This is a genomic window from Segatella copri (assembly GCF_026015625.1).
Classification (GTDB): domain Bacteria; phylum Bacteroidota; class Bacteroidia; order Bacteroidales; family Bacteroidaceae; genus Prevotella; species Prevotella copri_H.
Genome location: NZ_JAPDVG010000001.1, coordinates 1401703 through 1414458, shown reverse-complemented (window position 1 = coordinate 1414458; position 12756 = coordinate 1401703). Strand labels below are relative to the sequence as shown.

Genomic DNA, 12756 nt, shown 5'->3' with positions numbered 1-12756 from the left:
TGTAGCCAATACGCCCTGTAAGGGCAAAAGCTTTATATTTTTTGCTTGAGGTTTTAAAGCTTTTGCCCTTACAGGGCGCCGGGATTGCGTCAATAGCTACCCAGGGCGTTGCCCTGGGCTAGGAGCTTCTGCCCTTTCAGGGCGTGTCCCAACGTACCCCCAACTGCGTCCCGATGTACCGCCATCTACGTCCCGACGTATCGCCATCTGCGTCGGGACGCAGATGGTGCTGCGTCGCCACACAGTTTTGGGGGCATCGGGCGCACAGTAACTTGCTATGTGGGTTAGCTGGTGGATAGAAGGAAAGGCAAAAATGTGAATGTGAATGTGAATTTGAAATGTTTTTCAATGTTACCTGAAGGAGAAGCGTATAATCGTGTTTAAGTAATAGTAGCCATTATAATAGGTTCATATTATATATATAATAAGGTACGCGCGCGAGGACTGAATTTCATTCGCAATATCCAATAAAAGGAATGGATGGAACAACCCGATACATTGATTTACATTTCAAATTCACATTCACATTCACATTTTGTTTTGATGGTTTATGAAAAAAAGACAATTTGATAAAAAATAATTTAGAATTTATTTGTTTATTCGGGGAAAAAGTATTACTTTTGTAGATGCTATGAAAAATAACTTTCATGGTATAACTTAAATCGCAAGCTAATGACTGGACGAATCCAAAACAGCACCGAAAAGACTTCTTACGTTGTCTTCAAGTTTGATTTCTGCAAAAGCCGGAATCTATCAAGTATCGAGGGTACTCTACCCTTGGAATTTCCCGAAATGCCATCGCCTGAAAAATATCAGGAGTGTCAGACTGGTTTCGAGAAGGTAATGGACAGTTTGCTGAAAAGCAAGAAAATGACTTTAGTGGAATCACGGAAGTATGAGGAAGACGTTATTCACGACAACCGAATATTGGGATTTCGCGAAGGTGTGGCTGTGCTGGATGTATGCGCAGACAAGAAAGAATTTTATTGGAGTGATTTTAAGGAGAATGAAATTCACAACCAGCCTTTCTGCAAGGTGATTATTGATAATCGCCCCAACAAAGGATTCCTTTTTGTGGAAGAATCCAGAATCTTCGGCGGCAAAAGAGGGCAGGACAAGGTGGTGGCTCTTCTGCGTGATAATATCAACAGGGTGGCGAATCAATATGGCTGGAATATGGTGATTTCTGCCAAGTTGCCACCTGGTGATTTCTTTGATGCCGTGGCTGAAAGAATCAAGGCTGGCTGCAGACCAAAGGCTGTGGTGTTTTCTTTTCCTCGCCATCAGTCTCTCAGCGATGCGCCATATTCCTTTGTCATGCAATTACAGCTGCAGCAATCCTTTATGGAGTGTCTCAATGCCAGTAAGTATCAAGTGCTATATGGTACAGATAGAGGTGAGCAGTTGCGCTTGGACAAGGCAAACAGAGACGTTGCCATGTTGGTGAACCTGTGCAGCAAGGAAGATTACGGCATCAAGGTATATTATTGGAAAGGTCCGTGCACCTCTTCCCGTTCGCTGAAACGAACCAAGGTGAAAATCTCCGATGCAGAGATTTCTGCCTTGGTTATAGGAGATGTTGTCTGTTGCGATTGTCATGGGAATTCTCAGTTTGCTTTGATCAATTCTCTTGATGTGATTCTTGATGATTTAAATGGTTACGACGATGAGGTTATTTAAGATGAAGACCAGACAGATGGTAGATAAATCTTTTTCGCAACACATGATTTATCAGGTTTTCAGAGCCATCACCCATGATATCTTCAATGATAAGACGTGGTTTCCTACGTCCAGATGTTCATGCGAGGATGTTTTTTATGAGGTGTTCTGCATCGTAGACAAAATGATGTTTTCGCATACCGATACCGAGAGCCGCCTAGCCTTTGTGGAAGGAATAGGGCAATATGAGAAAAACTATGTTGACGAGGATGGGTATGCTACAGCTCAGGAAGAGCGGCAGAGAATCGTATTTGTCATCCTGTATATGGCAGCTGTGATACTTCAGATGATGCCTTTGGAGTCGAAAGTGTTTCAATTTTGCTCAATGATTATGGGGCAATGGAGAGGCTACGTAACTCAGGAGTTTTCTCAGCGGTGCCTCGGAGCAGTCGTGAAGAACCATGAGGTGGTTGAGCGGCTGGCAGCCAATATCGGTTATTATGGCGAGGATGGTTTCTTCGTTTCATCTCAGATTAATGAACTGATGCGCCTGAACAATGATGAAGATTATCTGCACGGATTCGAGCCTGAACAGAAGAGGACATTAGAATTGGAAGTGACAGACGATGAGCATCAGGAAAACGGCGGGCAGGAAAAAACGGAAGAAGATAATGAGAAGAAATGGGGCGACTTGAGCCAGGGAGAAAGAGTAAAACGAGCCTTGCAGAAGATGATAGACGAGAAGGCTATTCCTTTGAAGAAAGACTATGCCCTGATTATGGTGGCGCTCTCCAGTATCGATGATTTTGACGGCGACTTTGAAAATGGCAAATCTTTCTTCAAGTATCTTACAGAGCAGTTGGGTCTGCCTTCCAATCTGACCAATGCCAATGTCATCTCCAAGCGTTTCTCCAAAATGCGTGGCGAATTTCCCAACTGGAGTTTTGATGATGTGAAAGACCCCGTAGCCCGTTTGAATCTGATAAACATCGCTAAACGTTTTGTTTCCATCTACCGTAAGGGACAGTAAGAAGCGGGGAAATGATTGCTTCTTGTGAGTGTGGCAAGTTTTAGATGGAATGTTAAAAACGTAAAATAGAGCAAGTTTTAGGCATATTCTACGTTTAACAATAGAATAGGTTTAATAAACAAATTTGGATATGAAGTATTTTGTAAAAAAATCAGTCTTACTACTGTTGGTAGTCTTGGCTTTTTGTGCGTGTGACAACAGTAATGACAATGGTGAGGTTATTCAGCCGAATCCACATCCACAGTCATCGAAAACTGTCGTCAATTATACTGGCGAAGTAGAGTTTGTGGTGGATGCGCCACAAATTCGTGAGGATATAGAGCAGGATTTGAAGGCAAACCCTCCTTTTGGAGGAAGCAAAAAATATCAGTTTATCATGAAAAAACACTCGACGCTTGCTGCTTTATGTATGCTATATGCGGTGAATCCTGAGGACGATAAGTCTGCTGACGGATATATACTGGACATCGCTGGTAAAGTGGAGAGTAATGACAATTATAGATTGTTCCCTGCCACATCTGCAAATGCTTGGTATAAGATGGATATTGTGCCTGTCGACACAAAGGATGGCAAGCCTGTTGCAACATACGATGTGTTTATGCAGCTAAATATTCCTTCTTCTTTGCTTCATAGCAAGATGTATTTCTGCGAAGACCTTACGGAGAAATATCGCCAGAAGTTCCCTAATGAAGACATTCATGCCGTGGTTCGCCGTTTGGTTCTTTCTTATGTCAGTAGGGGTGATAATATAAATGAATAGGAACATATCTGAACAGAAGATTTTTTAGAAATAATACAGTATCAGCACTTTTTGCTTCGTTTGCAAGCAGAAAGTGCTTTTTTTTTGCCTTCAGATGAGCTCGAGGCTTAGCGGAAGGCTTAGTTGCCGGCGATGAGGCTTAGTAGGAGGCGAACCGGCAGGACGCCTATTGCCGGGGAGGCTTTTTTTCCTTACTTTTGCATACAGAAATAATCAATGATTGGGATTATGGAAAAAGGAAAGAAAATACCTCCACAGGAAGCGTCTCGGACTAATCCAGTGGCAAAGCCTGAGGATACCAAGGGCGGAATCAATAACAAGGTATCATCTGGGTTGATAGGAAAAAAGCTGTCTGAACAGGCTGAAGAGAATGAAGAGATGCCCATGCATCACCTGATTGCCGATAAGGATTATCCGTCGGGCATCAGAGAATGGATGATCACTTCGCCTTCTGACCTCAAGTATCCTACGCTGGTGGTGGCTGCTGCCATGCTCAGCGTTTATCTTACACGTGTCAGAATACAGTATGTGTATGATAATCAGGGAGAAAAATCGGCTATCGTGCTGCAGGTCATCGTAGAGGGCGAGCAGTCGAGCGGAAAATCGTTTGCCAGATACATCATGCGTACCCTGATGAAACCTTTCATCGAGCGCGACAGCGAAATGAGAGCCAAGGAGCAGGAGTATGCTGCCCTGAAGCGACGCCAGGGAAAGAAGGACGGCAAGCTGCCACCCGAACCGAAGACCGACATCACCATCCTGCCCGAAACCGTATCGCTCACCATGTTTATCAAGCGATGCGATGCAGCCGTCAAACTTTATGGTGCTCCGAAGACGCTCTTCGAATTTGCCGATGAGATTTCTGCTATCGTGCATTCTGCCAAGCGCCAGTTTGCCGACCTCTCGCAGGTTATCAAGACAGCTTACGATCTGGGTAGCGTCTATGGTCAGGATTTCATGAGCGAATCCAGCTATAGTGCCATGGTAGATGCCTTGCTGTCGTTCGTTTTCTGCGGCACTCAGAGTGCGGTGAGCAGATATATGAACAAAGCTGCCATTGAGGGCGGTGCTGTAACCCGAACCATCTTATGCCCGCTCATCAGTCATCTGGGCGACAATCCGCCACAGTTTCAGGCGTTGACCGATACGCAGCGTAATGAGCTGGAGAATACATTGGATAAGCTCTTCGGGTTGTGCTACGAGGAAGATGGAAAATTCCATCAGGAGATAGAGGAAGATATGAGCTGGCTCTACAAGACGGTGGTAAAATGGTGTAACGACTGCCGCCAGCAGGTGGTGAAAACCATGTCCAAGTCGATGGATGTCTTCTACAAGCGCAGTTCGGTTTCAGCCTTCCGCATCGCTGCCCTCATGCAAGTGCTATACAAGGTTGAAGGGAAGAAGAGCGAGAAGGAAATCCGGAAACTGGTTAGGCAGATCTATCTGGCTTGTGCCGATCGCATCTTGCAGAATATGTTGCAGCGGTGGGGCAAGGCTTTCGAGCAGATTTCTGCCGAGGGCGAAGGAGAGCCTTATCATACTGTAGACTATTTCAGCGAGTTGCCGCAGGAATTTTCTTATCAGTTCCTGGAGGAATTTCTGAAGCAGAAGGAACTCAAGACCCCTGCCCGCAACATGGTGTGCAACTGGCGCAGATGGGGATGGCTCGAAAAACCAGCAAAGGGCGAGGATAGAAAGGTGCTTAGAAAGACGCAGCAGAAAGGCACTATTGGTGATGGTAATATTAAAAAAGACAATTAGAAGATGGCAGAATATATTGATTCAAATACGCTCTCTAAACTTAGAGCTATCAGCATCCTGGAGGTTGCTGATGAATTGGGAATGGGTTTGCGGTATCATAATGCCCTTTGTATCAGTCATAATGATACCCATCCGAGTTTGCATTTCTGGACTTCCACCAACACTTGTCATTGCTTTGCATGCGGGTGGGGTGGAGATAATATCGACCTGGTGATGAAACGGGAGAATCTCTCTTTTTCGGAGGCTTGCCAATGGCTGTGCAGAAGATTCAATATCAGCGCCGGTAATCATTCTGCGGGAAACCGTAAGGATGTGCTTCATCGGGATAAAACAGTTGCTGAGCATAGAAAATCTGAATGTGATACGGACAGACTCAATCTCAGAGGCGAGTTTCAGCATAAGCCTGACGTAGATTATCTGATGCGTATGCTCATGGGTAAGAAACTGACAGATAAAGCCAAGGATTTCCTGTTCTATCAGAGAAAGCTGCGCCCGGAATATATCTATTGGTGTAGAGTGGTGAGCACAGATTTCTCCATTGCTGGCTATCGCTTTGGTGGAAAGTTTTTTGATGGTCCTTCCCTGTTGATTCCCTATTATGACGTTCATGGCAATCTGCTGACGGTTCAGAGCAGATATCTGGGAGATAAGACTGAAGAAAAACCGCGGTTTAAGTTTGCACCAGGTAGCAAGCCGATGGTATATGGGATGCAGATCTTGCCGCAGGTGACAGAAAAAGAGCCATTGGTTATTACCGAGGGATGTACCGACTGCTGGAGCGCTATGTCTATGGGTTACAAGGCAATAGCCATCCCGAGTGCTACGCTTTGTAATGAAGAATGTCGCAATCTTTTAGCGGGAAGGAATCTTCACATGTGGCCTGATCAGGACAAACCGGGCATCGGTCTTTATATGAAACTGAAGGAAATGTTCCCTCAGCTGGTGTACCATCAGTTGCCGGAAGGTTGCAAGGATTTGTCTGATTATTACCAGTCGTTTTACGTTCAGAAAATGTGAAAGTGAATGTGAATTTCAAATGTTTTTCTATTGTTGTTTTTAAGTTGTTGCGTGTTATGATGAAGTTGTTTTTAAATCGTTTTCGTAGAGATCATGGCGCCATTGTTGGTCGCCTTAGTCAGGAAGTAGTTAATCGCCAGGGTATCGTTGTAGGTCATCAGTACATTTGTGATACGATGGAGCGCGAGGGTGGCTGTCTGGAGCCGGGTGAATATCGCATCATGGTGGCTAAATGCAAATGCTTCGCCCGCCAGATGCTTTTCCTCGAACCGGTAGGGGATGATTCTTCTTCATCTTCTTCTCTTCCTCTCCCCGAAACCTGCAAGCTTTGCCGCATGGAGCGCAAGAGTCATGAGTTCGGGTGCCTGGAAGAGCTTTATGCCCTTCCTTGTCCCATGATGCAGCCGGGCAATGGTCCGTTCCGGCTTCGCAAGGGCGGTATCCTCATCGGCGAGGCCCATGCTCCCGGCTTCGTTCTGAGGAGCCAGGAACTCTTCCTCCAACTCTTCGACCGCGTGAAGAAGGCGATGGTCAGGGGCAGCGAGGTAGTGGTGGAAGTGGGGTAAGGGATACCTTGAATACCACCTTGAGACCCATCTTGAGTAACATCTTGAGTAACATCATCTCCTTCGATATAATTCACTTCAATATCATGGTGTTGAACTTTTGCATGTGGTTCAAGAACGGGCTGAAGGCCCAAAAGCTCCTAGCCCAGGGCATCGCCCTGGGTATAATGGCAAACAGCAAGGCGCCCTGTAAGGGCAAAAGCTTTATTATTACTAAGTATTTAAAGCTTTTGCCCTTACAGGGCGACAGGTTTGCGTCCGTATTTACCCAGGGCGATGCCCTGGGCTAGGAGCTTCTGCCCTTTCAGGGCGTGTGGGGCAAACTTGGGGAAGTTCTTTTTTTATTCCTCCTTCAGCTTACTTTGCTCAATCAAATGATCCAGTCGCAGGATTTCGGTATCCTTCTTTTCAAGTAAGGAGATAAACTCATCTTCGATATTCATCTGGTATTGCATATCTGGGTCAGATGCCATTGAAAGAAGCATTTTAATCATATACTCCATATCCGTATCTCCATCATAGGGGGTATAATCTACTTTCAAGAGGTGTTTGTCTTCCCTGCAAGTTCTTGCTTGGTCAAAAATGCTTAATACCTTCTTTTGACTCGAGTTTTGAGTCTTGCTGATTATTGGCAGTTGGACAATAATGTTGCCGGGGGCAGGGCATGCAACTGGAGTTTCGAAATCTCCTATACGGTGGGCTAGGAGAAAAACCGAAATCGTTGGGAGAGATTCATCTCCAATACCATCCGAGTTTTTCTCTTCTATATAGCGCTGCCATGCCAGATGCTGGCGAGGTTCCAAGACGTCCGTGTCAACCCAAGTTTTATACAGCCTTATGTTTGTAAGCTCGTTGCTGTTCTCGTTATTCTTTATGCTGGCAACAAATCCCATCTTAAATATCGAAATGCTATTGCTTTTGATATTGCGGAATTCATCTTGGTATATCTTGATGCTGACGACTTCTCTTTGCAAAATCGCAGACAAGAACGTCTTGGCGATGCGCTCTTCTTCCATGATGCGCTTGAACACAGCATCATATAATGGATTGGCTATATAAACTATCATATTATTTTTAATTATCTTTAATCCTTATAATCCACCTTCACCACGATAACGCGGATGGTCTGGTCTTCGCCATCATTTGCCACCTTGGCGATGTGCCAATCCCTCGGGAAGAAGATGAAGAATTCGCCGGGGGTACTGTCGAAGAAACGGGCCTTCCGGCGGTCGTAGTCGTAGTGGATTACGTCGGGACGATACTTGCAGTTGGGGGTGCTGGAGTAGTGGTCGATGACGCCAAAACGCTCGGTTCCCTTTACTACATACTGAAAATCGATGTGCTTGTTATGACTCTCGCTGCGGCGCTTTTCCAGTGGCTCGTTCTTGCTGTCCTCTACACTTACCACGAGGTCGGAACCCGGAATCTTGTGCTTTCCCTTCGGAATGCTCAGCAAATCGGTCTTTGCCAGATAGTCGAAAAGCGCCTGCCATTGCTGCGGATTCTTCTGATACTGCAGATAGAAATCTGCGAGGTTTACGCTGGAATGTGGCTTCGCCTTGTCGAAACCATTGCGCCAGACGTCGCTCTCCGCCCAAGCTATAGCCTCTTTTATGAGTTCGGGCTTATCGCCGTAATACTGTGTGTAATAACCTCTCTTGCAGCCGCATTTCTGTGCTGAATTATGACAGCAAGTATGCGCACCGGCGGCCATCGATATACTGAATAAAAGGGCTATGCCCCAGATAATCTTCTTCATTTTGACTTATTAAATTGTAGCGTTAGTTAAATTTGAGGGCAAAAGTACAAAGATTATTCGAGAAAACAAACGGAAAATGGAGATTTCTTCGTATCTTTGCACACATATTTTGTAAGATTATGAAGAAACTGTATATTCTTTTGTGTGGGGCTACGGCGGCCCTGCTGATGGCGGCATGCCAGGGAGAAAAGACGGCTGCTGCTGATGCGGAGGCTGGCGATACCCTGGAGATGAAGTACGCCAAGTTGCTTACCATCGTGAAGCATGGCGATGGGGAAGAGAGTTCCGATGCTGCAGAAGGTATTGATTATCAGTATGCTGAGGCTATCATCGCCAACCCCTGGAAGGCGGGAACGATGCTGCATCGCTACATCCTGATTCCGAAGGGAAAGGAGGGGGATAAGACGGTGGCGATGCTTGCCAGAAGGCGCAGCACGGGGGCGAGATGCACTACCGATACCGTGCGCACACCGGTGGAGAGGAGTGCCGTTTTCATCGCTCCCCATTGCCAGCTGATGTACGAAATGGGCTGCCAGCAGGCCATCCGTGGTGTCTGCGACCTCGATTACATCAATATTCCGGATGTAAAGAAGAGGGCTGCTGCTGCCGGAAATGCTGCTGCCCGAAAAGCTGTTTCCGGAAAAGCTTCTGCAGAGAATGCTTCTGCCGGAAATTCCATCGTGGATTGCGGTTCGAGCATGGCACCCGATATCGAGCGCATCATCGCCCTGAAACCCGAAGCCATCCTCCTTTCGCCTTTCGAAAACAGCGGAGGATATGGCAAGCTCGACAAGCTGCACGTGCCCATCATCGAGGCTGCCGACTATATGGAGTCTTCGCCACTGGGCAGGGCGGAATGGATGAAATTCTACGGCATGCTCTTTAAAAAAGACGGGAATGCACCGAAGACCGCTCTTGCTGCATCTTGCGAACCAAAGGCAGATTCGCTCTTTGCGAAGATAGAAAAGGAATATCTGAAGCTGAAAGCTGAGGCAGCCGGGTATCCGAAGGGGCTCTCCATCCTCACCGAGCGCAAGACGGGCAATGTATGGTATGTGCCGGGCGGCAAGAGCACCATGGGCATCCTGTTGCGTGATGCTCATGCCCGCTACATCTTCGCCGACGACACCCACAGCGGCAGCCTCTCCATGAGCCCCGAACAGATCATCGCCAAGGGCAACCAGGTGGATGTCTGGGCTTTCAAATACTTCGGCGGAAATGCTTTAACCAAGCAGAATCTTCTAGCTGAATATCAGGGTTATCAGGCTCTGAAAGCATTCCAGACAGGCACCGTCTACGAGACCGATACCAGCTGTGAGCCATACTTCGAACTCACCAGTTTCCATCCCGAGATATTGCTCCGCGAGTTCATCATCCTCTCGCATCCAGAAGCAGGAGATAAGTTTGGCAAACTCAGATTCTATAAGAAATATTAATGAAGAAGACAACGATTATATCCATTACGTTGGTGCTAGCAATAGTAGCCTTGTTCTTTGCCAACCTGGCGTGGGGTAGCGTGAGCATTCCATTGAGGGAGGTGCTGAGCATATTGGCGCACCCAGGGGTAGATATGACCCCGGCAGACTCCTATTATCCCAATGAGACCATCGAGTCGATGAGTCATTACATCGTGATGGAATCCCGCTTGCCCAATGCCATCACAGCCCTCTTGGCAGGCGCAGCCCTCGCCACGAGCGGACTCTTGCTGCAAACTGCCTTCCGCAATCCCCTGGCGGGGCCTGACGTGTTCGGCATCAGCAGCGGAGCAGCACTGGCTGTGGCGGTGGTGATGCTCGCCTTCGGCGGCAATATCTCTATCGCAGGCTTCAGCATCGGCGGCTTCTTGTCATTGGACGGACTCACCATCGGTGGCTTCCTAGCCATCCTCATCTCCGCCTTCGCTGGAGCCATGCTGGTGATGGGCATCATCACTCTCTTCTCGGCGATGGTGCGCAATCAAGTGGTGCTGCTCATCATCGGTATCATGGTGGGCTATTTGGCGAGCAGCGGCATCTCCCTGCTCAATTTCTTCAGCTCGGCAGAGGGCATGAAGTCGTACATGATATGGGGCATGGGCAACATGGGCAACGTGTCGATGGCAGAAGTGCCTTACTTCGCCACGGTCACCCTCATCGGCCTGCTGCTCTCGCTCCTGCTGGTAAAGCCTCTCAATGCCCTGCTCTTGGGCGAGCAATACGCCGAGAACCTGGGTTTCAACATTCGCCGATTGCGCATCCTGCTCCTAGTGGTTACAGGTCTCCTGACAGCCGTGGTCACCGCCTTCTGCGGTCCCATCGCCTTCATCGGCCTGGCCACGCCCCACATCGTGCGCCTCCTGATCCGTACTGACAATCATCGTCAGCTCCTGCCTCTCACCATGCTCATGGGCTCCGCCATCGCCCTGCTCTGCAATGCCCTCTGCGTATTGCCAGCAGGAGGCGGCATCATCCCGCTCAATGCCGTGACCCCGCTCTTCGGAGCCCCCGTCATCATTTATGTTTTGGTGAAAAAGAGATAGGGAAAAAGCCAGAGTTTTGCTTAGTTTTTTGCTGGGCTCAACTGTATAGATAGTGTATGAAACAGGAAAAGAATATATAACGAATGTTTCGTCAGCATTATGAGAAGATGTATAATCTGGCCAGGTGTATCCTAAGCGCGTGAAGGAGAGGGGCAAAGCTGTATGATGAGTTAAGAATGCTAAAAAATAATCATGGGTAATGTGTTTACTCATCTATTCTTTGTATCTTTGCAAAGTAGAATTGAGTAATTCGTGACGAAGAATTGAGTAATTCGTGACGAAGAATTGAGTTGTTTAATATTACAAATTAAAGAATATGGGTGAGTATAGAAGACCACATTACAACTTGATGTTGAGTAGGTTGAGCGAAAGACGTAAGTGTATATTTGTTTTGGCAGGACCAAGACAGGTTGGCAAATCAACAGTTATGGCGCAAATAGCAGAGACTATTGATAAGGTAGTATTTCAATTTAATGCTGATTCTGTAAATGAAGAAGATTCGGATTGGATTCGACGTTCTTGGGAGTCTGTTCGAAGCCGAATGGATATTCAGCATTTGCAAGAAGCTGTTCTTGTAATAGACGAGATACAGAAAATACGCAGATGGAGTGAATATGTGAAGAGAGAGTGGGATGCCGATACCCTAAATCATGTAAACCTGAAAGTCGTATTGCTGGGTTCGTCTCGCTTGCTTTTGCGCAAAGGGCTAACCGAGTCTTTAGCTGGTAGATTCGAGTTGATTCGTATGGGGCATTGGACTTTTCCGGAAATGAAAGCTGCCTTCGGGTTATCACTCCAACAATGGATTTATTTTGGAGGTTATCCAGGCTCGGTGGATTATATCGGGGATTTTAGGCGTTGGAGGAAATATGTCAAGGATTCTCTTGTGGCACCTGCCATTGAAAAGGATGTTCTCTTGACTTCGAATATTTACAAGCCTTCACTCATGTCACAGCTTTTTGAGGTAGGGTGTTCTTATTCTGGTGAGTTGTTGTCACTCACCAAAATGCTTGGACAATTGCAAGATGCAGGCAATGTCACGACTTTGTCTTCTTATCTCGAAATATTGAAGCAAGCCAACTTGCTTTGCGGACTTCAAAAGTTTGCATGCGATGAGGCTCGTAAGAGACAGTCTATCCCAAAGTTTACAGTGTTTAACAATGCTTTGTTCACGGCATATCGCGGTAAGGGGTTTGACAAAGATTATGTTGACCCAATGATTTGGGGCAGATGGGTGGAATCGGCAGTGGGTACTTGTCTTCTCGATTTTGTGGAGGACAATGACTGTCATCTCTATTATTGGCGAGATCATAATAATGAGGTGGATTATATCCTGGAGTCACAAGGAGATTTCGTTGCCATAGAGGTTAAGAGTGGAAAGAGAGGCATGAATAGTGGTATTCCTATGTTTCAAGAGAAATTCCATCCTCTGAAATCAATCGTTGTTGGCACCGATGGTATTCCATTTGAAGAATTCTTCTGTATGGATATCATGCAATTGTTTGAATAAAAATTGGAAAATCATCTATCGGTATGATGCGGAATACGATAGAATTATTCTTGTTGACTTATGGAATATGAGACGAAATCCCAAGTACCTGATTAGGCAGTTCAGAAGAAAACTATAAGAAAAAGTAAACAGCCAACTTTCAATTGGGATATTGAAGGTTGGCTGTCTTCATTTAA

11 protein-coding genes are annotated in these 12756 nt (G+C 46.5%); 9 read left to right on the top strand and 2 right to left on the bottom strand.

All coding sequences use genetic code 11. The features are described 5' to 3' along the window. The first annotated feature begins 672 nt into the window (after nt 1-672). The 6 genes from ONT19_RS06395 to ONT19_RS06370 all read left to right on the top strand — a co-directional run bounded on the left by ONT19_RS06395 (nt 673) and on the right by ONT19_RS06370 (nt 6793). On the top strand, nt 673-1680 hold the full coding sequence (locus ONT19_RS06395; RefSeq protein ID WP_264952903.1) for a hypothetical protein: 1008 nt from the start codon (nt 673-675) through the stop codon (nt 1678-1680). Next, the gene (locus tag ONT19_RS06390) at nt 1667-2689 is read left to right on the top strand and encodes a hypothetical protein (RefSeq protein ID WP_264952904.1); all 1023 of its coding nucleotides are present in this window, start codon (nt 1667-1669) and stop codon (nt 2687-2689) included. The genes ONT19_RS06395 and ONT19_RS06390 overlap by 14 nt, the downstream gene beginning before the upstream one ends. Nucleotides 2690-2819: 130 nt before the next feature. Then, nucleotides 2820-3449, top strand: a complete 630-nt coding sequence (locus tag ONT19_RS06385; RefSeq protein WP_264952905.1) for a hypothetical protein — start codon at nt 2820-2822, stop codon at nt 3447-3449. Between the two features lie 228 nt (nt 3450-3677). Further along, nucleotides 3678-5210: a hypothetical protein gene (locus ONT19_RS06380; RefSeq protein WP_264952906.1), complete on the top strand. Its 1533-nt coding sequence runs from the start codon at nt 3678-3680 to the stop codon at nt 5208-5210. A 3-nt stretch (nt 5211-5213) separates the two neighbouring features. Next, the gene (locus ONT19_RS06375; protein WP_264952907.1) at nt 5214-6227 is read left to right on the top strand and encodes a CHC2 zinc finger domain-containing protein; all 1014 of its coding nucleotides are present in this window, start codon (nt 5214-5216) and stop codon (nt 6225-6227) included. 56 nt (nt 6228-6283) lie between these two features. Further along, nucleotides 6284-6793: a hypothetical protein gene (locus ONT19_RS06370; protein ID WP_264952908.1), complete on the top strand. Its 510-nt coding sequence runs from the start codon at nt 6284-6286 to the stop codon at nt 6791-6793. 341 nt (nt 6794-7134) lie between these two features. Here ONT19_RS06370 and ONT19_RS06365 read toward each other — a convergent pair whose 3' ends face one another. Next, nucleotides 7135-7860, bottom strand: coding sequence for a hypothetical protein (locus tag ONT19_RS06365; RefSeq protein WP_264952909.1), 726 nt, complete (start codon nt 7858-7860; stop codon nt 7135-7137). Between the two features lie 17 nt (nt 7861-7877). Next, nucleotides 7878-8507, bottom strand: coding sequence for a YhcH/YjgK/YiaL family protein (locus tag ONT19_RS06360; protein WP_264953095.1), 630 nt, complete (start codon nt 8505-8507; stop codon nt 7878-7880). Nucleotides 8508-8671: 164 nt separating this feature from the next. On the opposite strand from ONT19_RS06360, the gene ONT19_RS06355 reads away from it, so the two are divergent. From ONT19_RS06355 to ONT19_RS06345, 3 genes are all read left to right on the top strand, one after another. After that, on the top strand, nt 8672-9988 hold the full coding sequence (locus ONT19_RS06355; protein WP_264952910.1) for an ABC transporter substrate-binding protein: 1317 nt from the start codon (nt 8672-8674) through the stop codon (nt 9986-9988). Next, entirely contained in the window at nt 9988-11070 is a 1083-nt protein-coding gene (locus ONT19_RS06350; RefSeq protein ID WP_117695253.1) for a FecCD family ABC transporter permease, read from the top strand. Before ONT19_RS06355 ends, ONT19_RS06350 begins: the two co-directional genes overlap by 1 nt. A gap of 316 nt (nt 11071-11386) precedes the next feature. Next, entirely contained in the window at nt 11387-12580 is a 1194-nt protein-coding gene (locus ONT19_RS06345; protein ID WP_022120313.1) for an ATP-binding protein, read from the top strand. Nucleotides 12581-12756: the final 176 nt, after the last annotated feature.